General features: G+C 67.1%; 20 protein-coding genes. 6 read left to right on the top strand and 14 right to left on the bottom strand.

Annotated features, from left to right (window positions below; translation table 11 throughout):
- Positions 1 to 39: 39 nt before the first annotated feature.
- Genes ACR9ZH_RS14925 through ACR9ZH_RS14905 form a run of 5 tightly spaced genes read right to left on the bottom strand, consistent with a single transcriptional unit; the run spans position 40 to position 3,999 of the window.
- Positions 40 to 447 carry a DUF2894 domain-containing protein gene (locus tag ACR9ZH_RS14925; RefSeq protein ID WP_481291547.1) on the bottom strand — a complete coding sequence of 136 codons (408 nt, stop codon included), beginning with the start codon at positions 445 to 447 and terminating at the stop codon, positions 40 to 42.
- Entirely contained in the window at positions 437 to 1,087 is a 651-nt protein-coding gene (locus ACR9ZH_RS14920; protein WP_481291546.1) for an OmpA family protein, read from the bottom strand. The genes ACR9ZH_RS14925 and ACR9ZH_RS14920 overlap by 11 nt, the downstream gene beginning before the upstream one ends.
- Positions 1,084 to 2,874: a hypothetical protein gene (locus ACR9ZH_RS14915; protein ID WP_481291545.1), complete on the bottom strand. Its 1,791-nt coding sequence runs from the start codon at positions 2,872 to 2,874 to the stop codon at positions 1,084 to 1,086. The genes ACR9ZH_RS14920 and ACR9ZH_RS14915 overlap by 4 nt, the downstream gene beginning before the upstream one ends.
- 10 nt (positions 2,875 to 2,884) lie before the next feature.
- On the bottom strand, positions 2,885 to 3,550 hold the full coding sequence (locus ACR9ZH_RS14910; protein WP_481291544.1) for a DUF3348 domain-containing protein: 666 nt from the start codon (positions 3,548 to 3,550) through the stop codon (positions 2,885 to 2,887).
- Between the two features lie 59 nt (positions 3,551 to 3,609).
- Positions 3,610 to 3,999 carry a lysozyme inhibitor LprI family protein gene (locus ACR9ZH_RS14905; protein WP_481291543.1) on the bottom strand — a complete coding sequence of 130 codons (390 nt, stop codon included), beginning with the start codon at positions 3,997 to 3,999 and terminating at the stop codon, positions 3,610 to 3,612.
- A 63-nt stretch (positions 4,000 to 4,062) separates the two neighbouring features.
- Between ACR9ZH_RS14905 and ACR9ZH_RS14900 the strand changes: the two genes are divergently transcribed.
- Both ACR9ZH_RS14900 and ACR9ZH_RS14895 read left to right on the top strand, forming a co-directional pair.
- Entirely contained in the window at positions 4,063 to 4,443 is a 381-nt protein-coding gene (locus tag ACR9ZH_RS14900; RefSeq protein ID WP_481291542.1) for an MliC family protein, read from the top strand.
- 58 nt (positions 4,444 to 4,501) lie between these two features.
- Positions 4,502 to 4,960 carry a nuclear transport factor 2 family protein gene (locus ACR9ZH_RS14895; RefSeq protein WP_481291541.1) on the top strand — a complete coding sequence of 153 codons (459 nt, stop codon included), beginning with the start codon at positions 4,502 to 4,504 and terminating at the stop codon, positions 4,958 to 4,960.
- Between the two features lie 18 nt (positions 4,961 to 4,978).
- Here ACR9ZH_RS14895 and ACR9ZH_RS14890 read toward each other — a convergent pair whose 3' ends face one another.
- From ACR9ZH_RS14890 to ACR9ZH_RS14875, 4 genes are all read right to left on the bottom strand, one after another.
- Positions 4,979 to 5,671: an ArsR/SmtB family transcription factor gene (locus ACR9ZH_RS14890; protein WP_481291540.1), complete on the bottom strand. Its 693-nt coding sequence runs from the start codon at positions 5,669 to 5,671 to the stop codon at positions 4,979 to 4,981.
- Between the two features lie 81 nt (positions 5,672 to 5,752).
- Positions 5,753 to 6,742 (bottom strand): alpha/beta hydrolase, encoded by a 990-nt coding sequence (locus tag ACR9ZH_RS14885; RefSeq protein WP_481291539.1) that lies wholly within the window; start codon positions 6,740 to 6,742, stop codon positions 5,753 to 5,755.
- 112 nt (positions 6,743 to 6,854) lie between these two features.
- Positions 6,855 to 7,265: a VOC family protein gene (locus ACR9ZH_RS14880; RefSeq protein WP_481291538.1), complete on the bottom strand. Its 411-nt coding sequence runs from the start codon at positions 7,263 to 7,265 to the stop codon at positions 6,855 to 6,857.
- A gap of 37 nt (positions 7,266 to 7,302) precedes the next feature.
- Entirely contained in the window at positions 7,303 to 7,752 is a 450-nt protein-coding gene (locus ACR9ZH_RS14875; protein ID WP_481291537.1) for a helix-turn-helix transcriptional regulator, read from the bottom strand.
- Between the two features lie 120 nt (positions 7,753 to 7,872).
- On the opposite strand from ACR9ZH_RS14875, the gene ACR9ZH_RS14870 reads away from it, so the two are divergent.
- Positions 7,873 to 8,739, top strand: coding sequence for an ion transporter (locus tag ACR9ZH_RS14870; RefSeq protein WP_481291536.1), 867 nt, complete (start codon positions 7,873 to 7,875; stop codon positions 8,737 to 8,739).
- A 91-nt stretch (positions 8,740 to 8,830) separates the two neighbouring features.
- On the opposite strand, the gene ACR9ZH_RS14865 is transcribed toward ACR9ZH_RS14870, so the two are convergent.
- Positions 8,831 to 10,021: an alpha/beta fold hydrolase gene (locus ACR9ZH_RS14865; RefSeq protein ID WP_481291535.1), complete on the bottom strand. Its 1,191-nt coding sequence runs from the start codon at positions 10,019 to 10,021 to the stop codon at positions 8,831 to 8,833.
- Positions 10,022 to 10,133: 112 nt separating this feature from the next.
- Here ACR9ZH_RS14865 and ACR9ZH_RS14860 point away from each other — a divergent pair, with 112 nt between their 5' ends.
- From ACR9ZH_RS14860 to ACR9ZH_RS14850, 3 genes are all read left to right on the top strand, one after another.
- On the top strand, positions 10,134 to 10,988 hold the full coding sequence (locus ACR9ZH_RS14860; RefSeq protein WP_481291534.1) for a helix-turn-helix transcriptional regulator: 855 nt from the start codon (positions 10,134 to 10,136) through the stop codon (positions 10,986 to 10,988).
- 485 nt (positions 10,989 to 11,473) lie between these two features.
- Positions 11,474 to 11,746 carry a hypothetical protein gene (locus ACR9ZH_RS14855; RefSeq protein WP_481291533.1) on the top strand — a complete coding sequence of 91 codons (273 nt, stop codon included), beginning with the start codon at positions 11,474 to 11,476 and terminating at the stop codon, positions 11,744 to 11,746.
- Positions 11,747 to 12,277: 531 nt separating this feature from the next.
- Positions 12,278 to 13,282 (top strand): alpha/beta fold hydrolase, encoded by a 1,005-nt coding sequence (locus ACR9ZH_RS14850; RefSeq protein ID WP_481291532.1) that lies wholly within the window; start codon positions 12,278 to 12,280, stop codon positions 13,280 to 13,282.
- Here ACR9ZH_RS14850 and ACR9ZH_RS14845 read toward each other — a convergent pair.
- The 4 genes from ACR9ZH_RS14845 to ACR9ZH_RS14830 form a co-directional block, all read right to left on the bottom strand.
- A complete protein-coding gene (locus ACR9ZH_RS14845) occupies positions 13,277 to 14,086 on the bottom strand; it encodes a DUF4198 domain-containing protein (RefSeq protein ID WP_481291531.1) in 810 nt (269 codons plus the stop codon). The genes ACR9ZH_RS14850 and ACR9ZH_RS14845 overlap by 6 nt on opposite strands.
- 7 nt (positions 14,087 to 14,093) lie before the next feature.
- On the bottom strand, positions 14,094 to 14,915 hold the full coding sequence (locus ACR9ZH_RS14840; RefSeq protein ID WP_481291530.1) for a HupE/UreJ family protein: 822 nt from the start codon (positions 14,913 to 14,915) through the stop codon (positions 14,094 to 14,096).
- Positions 14,908 to 16,161 (bottom strand): hypothetical protein, encoded by a 1,254-nt coding sequence (locus ACR9ZH_RS14835; RefSeq protein WP_481291529.1) that lies wholly within the window; start codon positions 16,159 to 16,161, stop codon positions 14,908 to 14,910. Before ACR9ZH_RS14835 ends, ACR9ZH_RS14840 begins: the two co-directional genes overlap by 8 nt.
- A 77-nt stretch (positions 16,162 to 16,238) precedes the next feature.
- A partial coding sequence (locus tag ACR9ZH_RS14830) for an aldo/keto reductase (protein ID WP_481291528.1) occupies positions 16,239 to 16,951 on the bottom strand: 713 nt, incomplete at its 5' end.

The following is a 16,951-nucleotide window of genomic DNA, read 5'->3' as shown; positions in this document are numbered from 1 at the left end:
CCGCCCAGGTACGCGCAGTTCGGGATTCGCCAGCGTTGCTCAGGCGGAAGGCTTGGTCCGCGGCTTCCTGCTCTTGCGGCGCTTCCCGATGCTTGCCGCCGTCCGTGCCTCGATGGCCGGTGCAGCCTTGCCATCGGCCAGGCGTTCCAACCAGGAGAGGTCGTCGATGTAGGAGAGGAAATGCCGCAGGTATCCCGGCGACACCTCGCGCATCAAGGCCATCGAGCGGTGGACCAGGGCGCTGGAATTGAGCGGGCCGGCGTTCTCGGGCGTCTGTTGCAGCGATTGCCTCAGCTGGCTTTCCGTGCGGATGTGCGACCAGGCCTTCTGAAACTCACCGATGGCCGGCAGCTCCGGATAAGTGGACGGGCTGCCCCGCGTCGCCGATACCTCGGCGAGGTAGGCAACCAGTTGTCCCAGCGGACCCGCCGGCACGTCACGGGCCATGCGACGGCACCGGCGTGGTGGACGGCTTCGGAATGGGCGCGATCTCCACGCGCCGGTTCATCGCGCGGCCTTCCTCGCTCGCATTGGAACCGACGGGCTGCTCCGAGCCGAACGCCGCGGCGAACACCGATGAAGCGGGGACGCCATCCGCGACCAGTGCGCGCGTGACCGTCAACGCGCGTTCGGCCGACAGTTCCCAGTTGTCCGCGAAGTGACGGTTGCCATCGTGCACCTGCTGGTCGTCGGTGAAGCCGCTGACCATCAGGATCTCGTCGCGCGATTTCAGGTAGCCGGACAAGGGGCCCGCCAGGCTCTTCAATACCTCGCGCCCTTCCGGCTGCAGCTGGTCGGAATTCAGGGCGAACAGCACGTTGCCACGGATGCCGATACGGCCATCGACGAGGGTGACGCGGCCTGCGGCCAGCGGCGCGGCCAGCGCCTGCTCGAGCGCCGTGCGGCGCTTCTCCTCGGCATGGCGCTGTTTCACTTCCTCGTCGAGCCGATGCGACAGCTGCAACTGCACGCCGATCACGCCGACCAGGATAAGCACGAAGGTGCCGAGCAGCACCGACATGAGGTCGCCGAAGGCGGCCCAGATGGGTACGCCGGCCTCGCCTTCGATCTCCAGCTCGTCGCTCATGCCGGTTCGGTCCCGGCGGCGAGGAACTGGCCACCGAGACGCTGCATGTCCTCGATGATCTGCTTCTGCGACAGCACGCTCAGGTCGACGACTTCGCGTGCCTGCGCCACGTAGTAGGCAAGCTGTTCGTCGCTGCGCGCGAGCGTGGCGTCGAGCGCGCCGGCAATGCGGTCCAGCCGGTCCATCAAGGCTTCATTGGACTTGCCGAACCGTTCGACGGCCGTCCCCAAGGTTTCGCCCAGGCTGGCCACCCCGGTGGCGCTTCCGGTGATGTCGGCCGCGACGGTGCCGAGCTTGCCGGCCTCGGTCTCGACCCGTTCCGCGAAGCGCGTGCCCACGCGGTCGAGCAGGTCGGCGGAGGTCGAAACTAGTGCATCCACCGCGGTGCGCTGTTCGGTGGAGGCATGGTTCACGGCATCGAGGAGCGTTTCCAGCGTCGCCAGCAGACGGCCGCGCTCCTCGAGCATGGCCGTGTCGCGCAGCATGCTTTCGGAAAGCTTCTCGCGCAGTTCCGCCACCACCTGGGCGGCGATGCGCGGCGCTTCCGTCGCGGTTTCCACGAGGCGGGAAACCTCGGCGATGGTGTGGCTGGCCTGCGCCTGGGTACGCTCCGACAGTTCGGCGGCGGTCGATGCGAGGGCATCCCTCCAGGCCGCGAGCCGCTCGCCGTCTCGCGACAAGAGCGCCGTCTGGACGTCCGCCTGCGATGCCTGCACGACCTGCTGCATCGATGCCGCACCTTCGCGGAAGACGATGGTCGCGTCGGCCAATGCCTCCTTCCATGCACCGGAGACGGAACGGGAAGATGCCTCGAAGTGGCTCGACACGCCATCGAGCTGACGCTGCACCGCCTCGTGCACGGTAGCCTGCAGCGATGCCGTCTCGCGCGCGATGGCCGCCATCGTCGATTCCACGACGGGACCGAACGCCACGCCGGCCGCGCGGGCACCTTCGGCGACGCTCTCCTTGAGCGACTGCTCCACCGACGACGCGAGGCGCGCGTACATCGCTTCCGTTCGCTGATGGAAAGCTTCCTGGCTGGCGAGCTGGCGCTCGCCCGCAGCGAGGGCCTGCCGCTCGACGGACATCATCATCGCTTCCAGCCACTCGACCAGCGCCGGCATCGCGGCCGTCTGCTGTTGCAGCAGCTTGAACGCTTCGTCGCGCTGGTGGGCTTGCGAATACGGGCGCAGCGTCGTCGCGATCCGCACATCGAGCCGCTGGACCGCGCGCAGGCGCTCGCGGCGGCACAGGGCGGAAAGCAAACCCAGCATGGCGGAACTCGCCACGCCCGCGATCGAGGTGCCGAATGCGAAGCCCAGACCCTTGACCGGCGCGGCCAGCGAGCCGCGAATCGCTTGAAGGTCGGTAGCGCTTTCCAGCGCCATGCCCGTGCCTCGAAGCGTGGCCATCATGCCCAGCAGCGTGCCGAGCATGCCGAGAAGCACCAGCAGTCCAACCAGGTACGGCGTCAGCGTCGGCGACGGCAACGCCATGCGTGCACCCTCGATGCGCAGGCGCACCGTGTTGCGCAGGCTCGGGTGCAGGCGCCCAAGCCACGGGTCCAGCGCGGGCGGCGTGATGTCCAGCCCGGTCAGCGCGCCGCGCAGCGTATGCGTGGCCCGGCGATACCGCTGCAACTCGACCGCGCCCGCGAGATAGCAGGCAGCGATCAATGCGGCCACGGCGGCGCCGAGCGGATTCGAGCCGATATAGCCCACGCCGATCCAGCACACGGCGGCGAGGCCCACGAGGAAAACGGCGAGATAAAGGAAATTCCTGGACATGACTACCCGATTAGCGGGTGCGAAGCGCGGCGAGCAGCGCTTCCACCGGTTGAAAACGAACATCCAGCTCGGCGAGCAACACGCTGCGCATATCGCCGCGGAACGTGTCGAGCCAGTTCTCTTGGGGGGCGGCCGACTGGCGCAGCAGGTCGAAGCGGCCGGCGAGCAGCGCCGGCACGCTGGCCAGCAGCTTCTGCTCCGTGGGGCTCAGCGCCATCTCCATCACCGCGTCGACCTGTGCCAGCCGGGCCATGCCGGGCGAGCCCGCGGCGAGCATGTCGCGCAGGCGACCGCGCAACTGGCCTGTCGTGGCCTGCATCGACCGCTGGAGCGTCAGGTAGCGTTGCCGGAACGGGGCGAAGTCCGCCACGTCCGTGGCCGGGCGCGGCGCCGAGCCATTCAGCTCGCGAGCGCCCTCCACGGCCCTCACCAGCGCCACCCGCGCCCGCGCACAGGCCTCCTCTTCCAGGCTGTCGAAAGCCGGAACGTCCTCCGGAGGGGCTGGCGGCCGGCCGTCCAGCGCCGTGGAGAGCGCGATGGCGTGGTTCCAGTCGAGCCACCGGCTCAGGCGGTCAGGCAAGGAGGGACCGGACGCCCCCGCATCGACGGCCGTGAGGCGGGCGAGCAGGCGGATGAAGGTCGGGCCGCGGACGTGCGTCCGCTGGTGTGATTGCACGGGTTCGGCTGCGAAAAAACCGCGATTTTACACGGTATTGGCTACGCGGCCCTTGCGGCTCAGTCCATGGTTCGGCCGAAAGTCAGGGCGGCGTTGTCGTCCAGGGTCTTGGCGAGCGTGGCCAGCCGGGCATCGTAGGCGCGCCCCAGGCAGGCGACGTTGCCGGCGCAGGCGTCGCGTCCGTCCCGCAGCCATTGGCGCTGCTCGTCCCTCACCCGGTCGGCGAACTCCCGGTAGGCCATGCCGCCGGAGGCCGGCTTCAGGCGGAGCAGGAGCTCGTAGTAGGTGGAAACCACGACATCCTTGCGGCCCAGGTCGGGCGTGGCGCATACCGCGCGCTCGGCCGGCGTCGCGGCCTTCCGGCAATCGAAGCTGGCCACCTGTGCATGGACCGACCCGGCACCCAAGGCAAGACTGGCGATGAGAAGGATCTTCCGGGACAGCGTCATCGATACCTCCGCGCTACATGGTCCGTGTAGCACTATACGCAAGATCCTCCGGAGGCCACGACGATGCACCCCGACAATCCGTCCCGCTCGCGCCAACTGCTCCCCCTGTCAATCGCTGCCGTCGCGCTGTCCCTCAGCCAAGGAGCCTCCGCGGACGATCTGAAGGTTCCCCAGGTACAGGTCGGACCGCCGATCCACGTCAGCTACAGCTGTCCGGGCGGCAAGCGCCTGGAGGTGACCTACCTCAATGGAAAGAACGGGCAGAGCTTCGCCCTGCTGCCGGTGGATGGCGTCCCGGCACTGCTGGTCAGCACGGTGTCGGGCTCTGGCGTGCGCTACCAGTCCGGCTTCGTCACCTGGTGGAACAAGGGGCGCAACGGCGACTTCTATGATTCGCGGGTGGATCCGGAGAAGCCGGTGCTGCGGGGTTGTACCTCGAACTGAGAACAGGCCCCCCGGTTATGCCGCATACTGCCCATGCCAACGGAAGTCGGGGGATTGCATGCGCGCCACAGCCGTACTGTTCTCGTTGTCGTTTCCCGCGCTGCTGCTTGCCAGCGCGCCCGCGATGTCTTCCGTGGAAGACGACGTGCGGCAAATCCATCAGGCCGAACGCGAGATATGTAACGCGTACGAGCACGAGGATGCCGACTGGCTCGAGCAACACCTCGATCCCACCTTCACGCTGACCAGTTCCACGGGCAAGGTCACGACGCGCGCGGACGAAGTGGTGGACCTGCGCGGCGGCACGAAGTACGACGTGTTCCGCAATCGCGATTCCACAGTGCGGGTATATGGAGATGCCGCCGTGGTGACCGGCATCACGCGCGTGGAAGGCCGGAGCGAAGGCAAGCCTTACGCGTTGGATTTCCAGTTCACCGATACATACGTGCGCAAGGGCGGTGGCTGGGTGCTGGTGGCCAGCCATGCCTCGCGGCTGAGCAGCGCGCAGAAAAAATAAGAGCACCCATCGAGGCCCTTAAACGGCCAGTACGACGCCGAAGGCCGTGTTGAGTTCGCGCCTGCCTTTCGGCGTGACGATCAGTGCGCGGTCTTCCAGGCTGCGGCGGAGCCACTGCCGGTCCATGCCGAGCTTCAACAGCGCGGCACCGAGTGCGCCGGCAAGATGCGGGCGGCGTTCGCTCCAGTCGATGCAGGGATAGGCAAGTTTGCGCCGGCGCTGGTAAGCAAGGTCGATGCCGTAACCTGCAAGGGCCTCTTTCCCCGTTGCGCTCAGGTCGTATTCTCCCTTGCCGGCACTCTTCTCCAGCCAGCCTCGTTCGAGAAGCCGGTCGTGCCACTGCACGCCCAGCTCGCCGGCGGCGTGGTCGTAACACGTGCGCGCCAGCCGTAACGATTCGGGCGTACTGGATTTGAAGTGGCCAGCGGGTTCCGCGACGACGAGTAGCGTCTCCAGCGCACGGGCCACTTCTTCCCCGGTCAGCCGGTAATAACGATGGCGCGACTGCGCCACCACCTCGAGCAGGCCCGCGCTCACCAGACGCGCGAGGTGAGCGCTCGCGGTCGACGCGGCGATGCCGGCCACCGTGGCGAGTTCCGTCGCCGTGCGCGCCGTCCCATCCATGAGGTGACACAGGATCCGGCCACGCGCCGGCTCGGCGATCGCGGAGGCCACCTTCGATAGCTTGAAGCCACTGTCGTCGTCGCACATGTCGTCACTCCCTCCCTCAGGCGCGTGGTGCCTCGGCACGGTCCCGCAGGCGATAATCGCGCCGGACCCTGACTACGGCGTTCATGGTGCCACCTCGGACGTGGAACGGATGAACGCCGCGACGCTCTCGTACAGCGACCACCGCTGCCGCTCGAGGTGCATCACATGGGTGCCGTCGTCGATGCGCAACGTCCACTTCATGGGTGCCGACGTGAAACGTTCGAGGAACTTCGCGGCGTCGACATCGTTCACCACCGTGTCGTAGTTCCCGAAGACGACGAATACCGGGACCTTAATGTCCGAAGCGGCGTACGGGTAATTGCCGATGACGCCTTCGTCGATATCGACGTTCGGTCCATTGGGAATGCGCATCTGGTCCGGCGCGTCGTTGCCGACGACCGGCGTCGAGGCCCTGAATTCCTCCGCCCATCGCTGGCCCACCGCCGGTTCGAGCAACACCTTTCCGGCAGGAAGCACGTTCCGGAAACCCAGTTGTTCCAGGCGATGCCGGGCCGTGAGCGGGAACCAGGCAACGCTGGGGGATTTACCGGTACGCGCGGCCGTCTTCTGGACGACCGGTCCGAACAGCGTCAACGAGGCCAGGTCGCCTGGATGACTCGCGGCATACGCCGCCGCCGGGACGGTACCCCATGAGTGCGCCACGACGTGGATAGCCGGCGCACCCTTCGCCTGGTGCAGGTAGTGCATGGCCGCATCGATCTGTGCAGCCGCTTCGGGCGCCCGATCCACGGGAGGCGCCGCGGACGCGTCTCCCTGCATGGCCGCCGGCGTGCTGGATCCGCCATAGCCCAGGAAATCCAGGCCGCAGGCGAGGTATCCCTGCCGCGCCATGTAGTGCATCCACGAATCCCCGGGATGGAACTCGAACCCGAACGCGAGTTTCGTGGGGAAGGTGGCGCCATGGACGAACAACACGGCCTTGTTCGTGGTGCCGCGCGGTGCCACGCAATGCAGCGCCACGTGGTCCGTGCTTCCCGGCAGGGGGACGTTCGTGGTTTCGATGGGCATGGCGCCAAGGGCCGCCGAGGCCAGTGCGCCTATCATCAGCATCACCATCCGGATCTCGCTCCGACGCTATGGAAGACCTGAGCGTAGGAGCACGGAAGGCTCGATGTTTCGTTCCGGACCGAAGCGTCGTCGTCGGCGCTCCGATCAGGAAAAGTCACTGCACCTCGTTGATGCGCACGTGGTTGCCCGCCGGATCGCGGAAAGCGCAGTCGCGGATGCCGTAAGGCTGCATGGTCGGTTCCTGCACGACTTCGGCACCGGTGGCCTGGATGCGCTCAAAGGCCGCGTCCAGGTCGCGGGAGGCCAGGATGACCATGGCGTAGGTGCCCTTGGCCATCATTTCCGCAATCGTGCGGCGTTCGTCGTCGGTCAGGCCGGGGGTGGCCGCCGGCGGATGCAGGACGATGGCGACATCCGGCTGGCCCTTGGGCCCCACCGTGATCCAGCGCATGCCGCCATAGGCGACGTCCTTGCGCACCTCGAAGCCGAGGGTGTCGCGGTAGAAGGCCAGCGAAGCCTCCGGGTCGGTCTGCGGAAGGAAGCTGGAGCAGATGCTGATATCCATGACGATCGGTTCCGGTGAGTGGCGAAGTCCACGGCGATCAGTCTACGGTCGGCTCCGGCACCTGCGCTTCTCGATTCCTGACGGGCCGGCTGACCTGTTTCGCCACACAGGCGGGCAGACCTTCCGTCGCCAGCGCCTCCCGCGCTCGGTACGCGCTGGGCGGCATGCCCACCAGTTCGGTGAAGCGCGTGCTGAACGTGCCCAGCGACGCGCAGCCGACAGCGAAGCAGACCTCGGTAACGCTGAGTTCGCCTTGGCGCAGCAAGGCCATGGCGCGCTCGATGCGCCGTGTCATCAGGTACGAATACGGCGATTCCCCATACGCCAGCCGGAACTGACGGCTGAGGTGCCCCGCCGACATGCCCGCCGCGCGGCCAAGGGCCTCGACATCCAGCGGCTGCGCGTACTCGCGGTCGATCCGGTCGCGGACACGGCGAAGACGGGCTAGGTCGCGCAGGTGGTGCGCGGGGACGGGCCGGGAGGTCATGGCGGCGATCGTGCCATTCCCGTCCTGTCCGCTCAAGGATCGCCTGTTTGCTGCCCCAAGCCGGCGATCGATATAGCATTCGCGCACACCAACGACGGTCGTCATGGAAGCGAGGAACACATGAACGGTGTATCACACAGCACGGCCGATCTGGCCTATGGACCCGCCGAAGGAGCACCCTGGCGAGCACGCTGGTTCCATATCATCTTCGGTCACGACGACGCGGCAGGCCGCGCATTCGACGTGATCCTCATCGTCGCCATCCTCTCGAGCGTGCTGGTCACGATCCTCGACTCGGTGCCCACCCTTCATCGCGATTTCGCTGGCATGTTCCTTGCCCTGGAGTGGGTATTCACCCTGGCATTCAGCGTGGAATATCTCCTGCGCATCGCCGTGGTGAACCGTCCGGGCGCCTATGTACGGAGTTTCTTCGGATGGGTGGACCTGCTCTCGGTGCTTCCGGCGTACCTGAGCCTTCTCTTCGTCGGCAGCCAGTACCTGCTGGTGGTCCGGGCATTGCGGATGCTGCGCATCTTCCGGATTCTCAAGCTCAGCCGCTACGTCGATGAGTCCAATCTCCTGTGGTCGGCCCTGGTCCGAAGCCGGCACAAGATCCTGGTCTTCGTATGCACCATTCTCACGCTCGTCCTGATCTTCGGTGCGTTGATGTACCTGGTCGAGGGCCCGGAGCATGGCTTCACCAGCATCCCGACGTCCATGTATTGGGCGATCGTGACGATGACGACCGTCGGTTTTGGCGATATCACACCCCACACCACGCTGGGACAACTGCTCACCTCGGTCATCATGCTGGTCGGATACAGCATCATCGCGGTGCCTACGGGCATCTTTGCCGCGGAGCTTGCCGCGAGCATGCGCGACGCGAAAGTCCACATGCGTTGCACCGCCTGCAGCGTCGACGAACACGAGGCGGACGCCCGCTTCTGCCGGCGCTGCGGGGCCGCCCTGGAAGCCACTCCGGTGTAAACGGCAGGACTTCCCAAGGCCGGCGCTTGCCGTAGCGGACGCCCTGGTGGACATGCTTTGCGCTTACCTCGCGTCGCTCCGGTAGGACCGGTCAGTCCGGCACGTCGCCGCAACTCGTCGGCACAGGCTTTCCGTCGAACCGGCCGGCCATCCAGGCGACCGCTTGCAACGCGGTGTCACTGCCGATGAAGCCGTGGTGCACGCCGGGGAGTTCGACGTACTGCACGCGGCTTCCCGCGGCGCACAGGCGGCGTACGTAGGCGCGGGTTACCTTGGGCAGCACCAGCAGATCAGCGCCGCCCTGGGTAACCAGCACCGGCACGTCGGCAGGAAGCGTTCCCGCTTCGTTCGCCGCCAGCAAGGATTTCCACGGTTCGATCGCGGTGATGTCCCCCACGTCCAGGAAGTGCTGCCGCAAGGGGCGTTGCGAGTAACGGCGCTCCACCATGTCGAGCACCGATTCGATGCATTCGTTGGATAGCGCGTCCACGGCGGGCATCGCCTGCGGCGCCACCACCTTGTCGATTGGCGCGTCGAACACGCGCTGCCACGACCACAACGTCATCGCCGTGACATTGCGGCCGCCATCCGTATCGGCGTCGTCACGCAGCAGGGTCTTCAGGTCGGCGGCAGGCGCCGCCGCGGCCACGCCGAGGAGATGGAGTTCCGGCGCATAACGGGCGGCGAGGATACCGGTGAAGAGCGCAGCCTGCCCGCCCTGGGAATGGCCCCAGACGGTGAACCGGTCGCCTGCCTGCGCACCGGGTACGCGGCGCGCCGCGCGCACGGCGTCGAGCACCGCGCGGGCCTCGCTGTCACCGACGAGGTAAGGATGCGGGCCGGGCGTGCCCAGCCCCGGATAGTCCGTGGCTGCCACGACGTAACCGCGCCGGACCATCTCCCGCAGCCCCATCATCGTCTGGAAGACGAAGCGCGCTCTGGACGGTGCGCAGCGCGAAACGACGCCGGTGGTCGGGTGGGCCCACGCGACGACCGGGCGGCCCCCGTCCGGCGGTGTGCCCGCCGGAACGACGACGACCCCGGAGACGGCGACGGGCTCGCCGTGCAGTCCGGTCGACCTGTAGAGCACGCGGTAAGCGCTCGCCCCCAGCGGCGCGCCTTCCAGCGGCGCGATGCGGATGATCGAGCCTGGCGCGCCCGCCAGCTGCTCCTGGCGATAGCCGTAGAAGGCATCGTCGGCCCGGGCCACGCCCACGATGCGGGGGCAGCAGCCAAGCGCGAGGGTGGCCAGCAGCGTGGCGAGGACGGTGGCGATCTTCATCCATGCATTCTGCCTGCGGGACGGACCGTCATCTTTCCCGGATGCCTGCGATTTTCCCAAATCGAACGGTGGCCGGGACGCCATGCTAGGCTTCCGCGACGCAGGTGACGCCATGCCCGAGCTCTCTCCCACCCCCGCCGAACTCAGCATCGCGGCCTCGCTCGACACCGCGAGCGTGTCGGTGCGTAACGTGGTATGTCACGGCGGCTGCGCCCACCGGGGGCCCGAGGAGTGTGCGGCCTCCACCTTCCTGGTGTTCCCTTATCGCGGCGTCTACGTGCGCCACGTGGGCCGCGAACAGGTCGTGGCCGACGCCAATCATGTCGTCTTCTTCAACGCGGACGAGGGCTACCACATCGCTCATCCGATCGAGGGAAGCGACGCCAGCCTGTCGCTGCAACTTCCCCCCGCCCTGCTCGACGAGCTTGCGCCCTCCGCATCGTTGAACGGCCGCGCCAATCCCGGATTCCTGACCCAGCACCGGCGTATCGATCCCGACGCGCAGGCTCTGGTCGCATCGATCCGATACGGGCTGGAGCGGGGCACGATGGAAGCCCTGGAAGCCGAGGGCCTGCTGCTGGATCTGGTGGCCCGCAGCCTCGGTCCGCGCAGCACGCGCGGCTCGCACGCCACCGAAGGCCAGCATCGGCTGGCCAACCGGGTGAAGCTGCTGCTCTCCAGCGATCTGTCGCGCCGCTGGTCCCTGGCCGACGTGGGCGCCGAAATCGGAGCGTCCGCGGTGTATCTCACCCAGGTCTTCCAGCGTGTGGAAGGCGTTCCCCTGTATCGCTACCAGCTGCGCCTTCGGCTTGCCCGTGCACTGGACCTCATCACCGGCACGGACGTCGATCTCTCCGCGCTGGCCGCGGATCTCGGATTTTCCAGCCACAGTCATTTCACGGCGACATTCCGCCAGGCTTACGGGCAGACTCCTGCCGAATTCCGGAGTGCCGTTCGTCGCGGCTGACGGGGGTGCATTGGTTCGTCTTTGGGTGCCCCCGTTACCAAGGCTCGGCTGTCGCCATCGCGTTTTGCGTTAGCGTGGTCGCGGGTCGCCGGTGGCTGCCGTTTTTCTCGCTAAGTCCTCGTCCGGCCTACGCCTCCCTGCGGAATCGCTCCAAAAACGGCAGCCACCGGCTCCTCCCAACACGACGGTCACATGCAGCAAAAGCCAAAGCAGCGGCTCGTGCGCTTCAGCGTCCGCACGCTCGCCGCACCGTGCGGAATCAACGCAGCCCTGTAGGAGCGCGCCTCGCGCGCGACAGCCTTTCGCGACCACCTTCACGCCCTGAGCGTTTTCGCAACCCTCCAGCAAGTGTCACTAGGCTCCCGCCTCCGCGGGAGCGACGGGTAGGAAGGGAGGCGACAACTTGCAGGTCGCGCTTCGCGTTGCAGGTCGCGCTTCGCGTTGCAGGCCGCGCTTCGCGGGCGATTCCCGCAGCGCGTGCGCACATGCGCATGAACGCGATAAATGAGCGTAACGAGGCCTCGGTACATGAGTTGATGAATGCGGCGACCGAGTGGTTGCAGTATGCGGAGCGGCTGACCGAGTCCGTGGCCGAGGTGATTGGGGAGGCCGGTGAGCTGAAAGGCAAAGAGATGGCCAACATCCTGACGGTCATCGAGGTGTTGATGAGGCGGGGGCTGGATTACGCGATGCGGGCGCATACGCAGATGGTGCGGGAGCAGTTGCGCACCGTCACCGGTGCGCTTGCGGGTGATTAGCGCGAAGCGGCGCTGGGGCCTTTCATTTGGAGCCGCCCGATGAGGCTTCCTCGGGCTTGTTACGAGGGGTTGGATGTGGTCGCGAAAGGCTGTCGCGCGCAAGGCGCGCTCCTACAACGTGCGCGCATTTTCCGGGGCGGCGGGGAATGTGCGGCCCGCAAGCGGGCGTGCTGTTGCCCTGGCTTTTGCCGCATGCGACCGCGGTGTTGGGAGGAGCCGGTGGCTGCCGTTTTTGGAGCGATTCCGCAGGGAGGCGTAGGCCGGACGAGGACTTAGCGAAAAAAATGGCAGCCACCGGCGACCCGCCGCCACGCCAACGCAAAACGCGATGGCGAAGCCGAGCCCAGAGCAACGCTCCATGCGGCGAAGCCGCTTAAAGCATGGGCCCGCACAAGCGGGCCAACCGATTCACAACCGCCACGCAACAAACACCCACAGCGCGAGAGGAGCCTAAATATTTCGACAGCGGAGGCCGGGAGCGCGTGGTTTCCTGAAGCTGCCGCGATGGGCGGCTGCAACGGAGATCCGATCGTGAACAGTGAACCTGGCGACTTCGGTCGCCGCGCCTTCGTGCGTTGGGCCGCCGGCGGGCTGGCTGTCGGCACGCTTGCCGCATGCATGCCCGGTGTGGCGAAGCTGGCCTCAGGCGGCGCGCAAGCGCCGCAGAAGAAAGCCATGGACGCGAGCCAGTTCAACGCCGCACGGCGATACGCGCGAACGAGGTTCGGCAACATCGCCTATGTGGAGCAGGGAAGCGGCGATGCCGCTCTCTTTCTCCACGGCTTTCCCCTGAACGGCTTCCAGTGGCGTGGCGTCATGCCGCAGCTGGCCGATGCGCGCCGCTGCGTCGCGCCCGACTTCCTCGGACTCGGGTACACCGAGGTAGCAGCGGGTCAGAGCGTGGCGCCTGCCGAGCAGGCCGACATGCTCGTGGCCTTCATGGACAGCCTGGGCGTCGGGCGGGCGGACATCGTGGCGAACGACAGCGGGGGCGCGGTGGCGCAATTGCTGGCGACGCGACACCCCGAACGCGTGCGCAGCCTGCTCCTCACCAACTGCGACACGGAACACGAGTGCCCACCGGCGGCGATGGCTCCCGTGATCGCCATGTCGCGGGAAGGCACCTATGTCGATACCTGGTTACGCCCGTGGCTGAAAGACAAGCGCCTGGCGCGTTCGCCGCAAGGTCTGGGCGGCATGACCTACTGCTACCCGGACCACCCCACCGACGAGGCGATCGACATGTACCTGTCGCCCCTGGTCGCGCATCCCGGGCGCACGCATGCCTATGCGCTCGCACTGGAAGCGAATTCCCTCGCGGGCATCGGTCCGCGGCTTGCGGCGTGCAAGGCGCCGGTGCGCGTGGTGTGGGGCATGTCGGATCCGATCTTTTCGCCGGCAGGCGCCGAATACCTCGACCGTGCCTTCGCCGATTCGCGCGGCGTACACCGCATCGCACAGGCGAAACTGTTCTTTCCCGAAGAATTCCCGGATGTGATCGCCGCCGAAGCCCGCAAGCTCTGGATGAGCTCATGAAAAGCCGAAGCTGAGGCTGGAGAAGTCGGTTTCGTAATCGGCTTCGCCATCCGCCGGCAAGGCGCGGGTCCAGATGACGTTGAGCAACCAGCGTCCGTGCGTCGGCAGGACGAAGATCGCACGGCCGCTGCCGTCCGTCACATGGATCTCCACAGGGCTTTCGTCGTGATCGAGGTCGGTGAGCTTCACGGTGGCACCGGCCAGCGCTTTCCCCTGGTACACGATGCGCACCGGTAGCGACGACGGGCGCGGCAGGGCATACGGATTCACCTCGGGCACGATCTCGAGCGGCAGTCCCACCGGTTCGGTCACGGGTGCTTGCGCGGCAGCGTCGAATGCCCCGGACTGCATGATCGCCTTCGCGCGCCGGCTGTAGATCTCGGTTTCGTCGTAGTCCATGCGATGCTCGCGACGGCGCCGCTCCAGCGCGGGAGTGAGACCCTCCACCGTGAGGTAGTCGTTGAAGCGCAACGACGGAAGATGGCTCTCCGCCCGGTTGTCGGTTTCCAAGACCGCCATGTACGTGCCGCTGCTGGGAAGGCGGATGCTGCCATCGTCCGCCCTGCCTCCCGGCCGCAACGAGCCACGGATGTCCTCACTGATGGAGGGTCCGAGCAGCTGGAACCGCTGGACGCGGCTCGCGGCGATCGGCGACCGTTGCCGGTAGGGCCCATGTCCCACCTGCAGCGTGAACACCGTCGTCCCGCCCGGTACCGTCTGGAACTTCCCGGGCTGCACCCAGAAGTCGTGTGCCGCCGCGGTGCCCGCGATACACGCGAAGAGGGTCGTGATCAGTCGACGCATGGCGCGGCTATTCCAGGTGATCGGGCGCGTAGCCCGGCGTGACGGGAAGGAAGGCGAGCGTCGCCGTGAGCACGGCCACGGCGATCAGCCAGCTGACGACCACCTGCCAGGCGATGGAGCGCTTGTGAGGCGTCGTCGTCGGCTTGTGGATCAGGACGTACGAAGCGACGACGACGAGGATCAAGACGAGAACCGGCAGCAGCCATTCTCCCAAGGTGGCGTCTCCGGTACCCGCCGCCTGTACGGCGAACGCGGCACCTGTTGCTGCGATGGCCGCACCGGCAAGTCGAACGGCCTGGACACCCCATCTCCAGCGCGTGACCAGGCCGATGCCGATACCCAGCAGATGCAGCGATCCGGTGGCGAGTACGAAGCCCGCGGCGTATCCGACAGGGTCGGCAGCCGATGGCAGTTCCTTGCCGTGTGCGTAGCCATGGAAGAAACCGAAAACGGCAACGACCGCGATCGCCAGCCAGACGGGCGGCCGCCACGCCGCCGCTATGCACCCGCCCAGGACGAGCACCGATAACGCGATGCCCCACTCCACCGGCGGCAGCGCCACGCCGGCCATCCCTAGCATGGCGCCGACCACCATCAGCCCCGGGAATACGACGGGCAGCCTGTAGACGAGCGGTTCGCCGAGGAACGCACCCCACAAGCCCACCGACACCATGGCCAGCAGGTGGTCCATCCCACCAAAGGGATGGATGAATCCCGCGCCGAATCCGCCCGCGAGCCCCGTGCCGGCATGCGCCACGGCGGCGCCCGGGCATGCCACCGAAACCGCCAGCGCAGCCGCGGCGAGGCGATGCCGCGATGTCCTATTCACGGTAATCATCGCGTGCTGCCGTCGAAGCCGCCGCCGGCGATGGTCCGTCCAGGATCTCATCGGCGGCCACGAGGAACGGAAACCGGCTTGGCGAATGCACGTGATCGTCCCGGTGCACGCCGTCGTCGATGCTGCGCGTGTCGCCGGCCGCCAGCATGGAACGGTAGACGTTCGACGCGTCGTAGTTCGGCGTTCGTCCGCCGCAATCCCCGGCAAGGTCGCGGCGGTCCGACAGCGCGGCCAGTTCCACCGCGAACAACTGCGTGCACTTACCCGATGCACTGTTGACCCAGAGCCGGTCGTCGGCCAGCAGGATGGCCAGGCGCCTGTAGCGTTCGCCTTCGCGGGCGTGCATATCGGCGAGCCACTGGTTGCCGCGGACGCCGTCATAACCGTCGTACAGGCCGAGGCTGCGCTGGATATCCACAACGAATTGACGCGAGGTCGCGGGTTCCGCGCGGTTGTAGCGCTCCTTGAGGCGGTCGCTCACCGTATCGGGTGCCAGCGGCGCCAGCAGCGCGTTGCCCGTGAGCGGGCGCCCCGCGCGGTCCACGCGGCCGTGCGCGGTAGCCGTTTCGCCCCAGACCGCCAGTACCGGACCACCACCGGCGACCACACCGAGATCGACGCTCACGACGATGCACGCGGGCGACCAGCCGGCGAGGAAGTTCTTGCCGGGGCCGCCATCGGTCTGCCGCCAATGTTCACGGATCGACCGGACGGTTGCCGCGTCGAAGGCGGGAAAGCCTTCGGCATCGGTCGATGCGCCGGCCTTGAGCGCGGCGGCGGCAACGTCGAAAGCGCTGCGCGAGCCCTTCACGTTATTGAAGAACGGATCGTCGCGCCTGCCGGCGAAGACCTTCAGCCGTCCGTTCGCCGAGGCGAAGCCATCGGCTGCGTCGACCAGGCCGTCGGCACGTTCGCCGCCCGCCGCGCACTGCGCCGCATAGGACGCGCTGAAGCGACAGGTAAGCGCCGTCGTCGCCGTGGTCTCGCCGAAAGCCTTGCCGCTGTCGACATGGAACGTGTACGCGATCCTGTCGGAAAAGCTGTGCCCGACGATGGTCATCGCGAGGTTCAGCCTCCGCCCATCGGGCGAGGTCCAGGCGTAGATGTCGCCGATGTCCGCGCGCGGATCGGCGGCCACCGTGGGTGTATCGAGGTGATCCGACGCATGCGCCGGCGAAAACCGGGCGATGCCCAGTGCCAGGGCGAGCGGAAGCAGGAGGGGAAGGCCGTTTCGCATGGGTGCCGTACCGTGGTGGAAGCAGGTACGCAGTACACGCGAAGCGGCCGTTCCCGGCTGTCGAAATCTTTAGCGGCTTAAAGCTCCGCCGATTCCTTCCAGAGGTCGGTGCCGCCGTCGCTGGCGTAGCGGTCGATCTCGGCCAGCTCTTCCGGCGAGAACTCGAGGCCCTTGAGGGCGCCGAGCGAATCGTCCAGCTGGGCCACCGTGCGAGCGCCGATCAGGGCCGAAGTGACACGCGGGTCGCGGAGCACCCAGGCGATCGCCATCTGCGCCAGCGTCTGGCCACGGCGCTCGGCGATGGCATTGAGCGAACGCACGCGGGCGAGGTTCTTTTCGCTCAGCTGGTCCTTGCCGAGCGATCCCTCGCGCGTGACGCGCGCATCGGCGGGAATGCCGCCCAGATACTTCGACGTGAGCAGACCCTGCGCCAGCGGCGAGAAGGCGATGCAGCCGGTACCGAGGTCTTCCAGCGTGTCGAGCAGGCCATCCTCGATCCAGCGGTTGAACATCGAATAGTTGGGCTGGTGGATGAACAGCGGCACGCGCTCCTCGGCAAGGATCGCCGCCGCCTTGCGGGTGAGTTCCGGGGAATAGCTGGAGATGCCGACATACAGCGCCTTGCCCTGGCGATGCAGGTGCGCCAGCGCGCCCATGGTTTCTTCCAGCGGCGTGGTGGGATCCACGCGGTGCGAATAGAAGATGTCCACGTAATCCAGGCCCATGCGCTTCAGCGACTGGTCGAGGCTGGCGATCAGGTACTTCCTGCTGCCGCCGATGCCGCCATACG

Source organism: Luteibacter sp. SVR4-7G (genome assembly GCF_056755555.1).
Note: the sequence above shows the minus strand (reverse complement) of the source record. Positions and strands in the feature narration are given on the sequence as shown.

What these genes read in the sequence shown, in the direction of transcription:
- ACR9ZH_RS14845 (WP_481291531.1), bottom strand. Translation starts at nt 14,086, where the DNA reads ATGCGTCGACTGATCACGACCCTCTTCGCGTGTATCGCGGGCACCGCG.
- ACR9ZH_RS14895 (WP_481291541.1), top strand. Translation starts at nt 4,502, where the DNA reads ATGCGCGCCACAGCCGTACTGTTCTCGTTGTCGTTTCCCGCGCTGCTG.
- ACR9ZH_RS14925 (WP_481291547.1), bottom strand. Translation starts at nt 447, where the DNA reads ATGGCCCGTGACGTGCCGGCGGGTCCGCTGGGACAACTGGTTGCCTAC.
- ACR9ZH_RS14900 (WP_481291542.1), top strand. Translation starts at nt 4,063, where the DNA reads ATGCACCCCGACAATCCGTCCCGCTCGCGCCAACTGCTCCCCCTGTCA.
- ACR9ZH_RS14865 (WP_481291535.1), bottom strand. Translation starts at nt 10,021, where the DNA reads ATGAAGATCGCCACCGTCCTCGCCACGCTGCTGGCCACCCTCGCGCTT.
- ACR9ZH_RS14860 (WP_481291534.1), top strand. Translation starts at nt 10,134, where the DNA reads ATGCCCGAGCTCTCTCCCACCCCCGCCGAACTCAGCATCGCGGCCTCG.
- ACR9ZH_RS14890 (WP_481291540.1), bottom strand. Translation starts at nt 5,671, where the DNA reads ATGTGCGACGACGACAGTGGCTTCAAGCTATCGAAGGTGGCCTCCGCG.
- ACR9ZH_RS14855 (WP_481291533.1), top strand. Translation starts at nt 11,474, where the DNA reads ATGCGCATGAACGCGATAAATGAGCGTAACGAGGCCTCGGTACATGAG.
- ACR9ZH_RS14915 (WP_481291545.1), bottom strand. Translation starts at nt 2,874, where the DNA reads ATGTCCAGGAATTTCCTTTATCTCGCCGTTTTCCTCGTGGGCCTCGCC.
- ACR9ZH_RS14880 (WP_481291538.1), bottom strand. Translation starts at nt 7,265, where the DNA reads ATGGATATCAGCATCTGCTCCAGCTTCCTTCCGCAGACCGACCCGGAG.
- ACR9ZH_RS14920 (WP_481291546.1), bottom strand. Translation starts at nt 1,087, where the DNA reads ATGAGCGACGAGCTGGAGATCGAAGGCGAGGCCGGCGTACCCATCTGG.
- ACR9ZH_RS14875 (WP_481291537.1), bottom strand. Translation starts at nt 7,752, where the DNA reads ATGACCTCCCGGCCCGTCCCCGCGCACCACCTGCGCGACCTAGCCCGT.
- ACR9ZH_RS14835 (WP_481291529.1), bottom strand. Translation starts at nt 16,161, where the DNA reads ATGCGAAACGGCCTTCCCCTCCTGCTTCCGCTCGCCCTGGCACTGGGC.
- ACR9ZH_RS14905 (WP_481291543.1), bottom strand. Translation starts at nt 3,999, where the DNA reads ATGACGCTGTCCCGGAAGATCCTTCTCATCGCCAGTCTTGCCTTGGGT.
- ACR9ZH_RS14885 (WP_481291539.1), bottom strand. Translation starts at nt 6,742, where the DNA reads ATGCTGATGATAGGCGCACTGGCCTCGGCGGCCCTTGGCGCCATGCCC.
- ACR9ZH_RS14870 (WP_481291536.1), top strand. Translation starts at nt 7,873, where the DNA reads ATGAACGGTGTATCACACAGCACGGCCGATCTGGCCTATGGACCCGCC.